1 protein-coding gene is annotated in these 416 nt (G+C 54.3%); it reads right to left on the reverse strand.

Annotated elements, in window-relative coordinates:
* A partial coding sequence (locus tag ACSZPK_RS26945) for an AMP-binding protein (RefSeq protein WP_437884680.1) occupies positions 1 to 416 on the reverse strand: 416 nt, incomplete at both ends.

Consider the following 416-nt stretch of genomic DNA (forward strand, 5'->3'; position numbering starts at 1 on the left):
TGGAATTGATGCAAGCGGCCATAATCTCGCGGCCCTTTTTCCGCGAAATCCTTGGCCAGCATGAACCAGTAAGCCGTGGTCACGTCGACCACACTGATGTCCTTGGCCAACAGCTCCTGATAGAAGGTTTCACTGTCCCAGATATCGCGGCCGCGGATGACCACCGAAGCACCGCATATCAGCGCAGGGTAGAGTTGTTCGACGAAACCGTCGAAGTTGAAGGTGGCAAACTGCAGGATGCGGTCATTAGCCGACAGGTTGAAGAAACCGAGCGAGACATGGGCGTGCTGGCTCAAGGCGTCATGGGAAATAGCTACACCTTTAGGGCGCCCGGTTGAGCCCGAGGTGTAGATCACATAAGCCAGATTATCTGGCTGAGTGAGATTGATCGGGTTGGTATCGCTGTAACCTTTCAG

Origin of the sequence: Pseudomonas sp. LRF_L74, from assembly GCF_965644255.1 — a bacterium.
Classification (GTDB): Bacteria; Pseudomonadota; Gammaproteobacteria; order Pseudomonadales; family Pseudomonadaceae; genus Aquipseudomonas.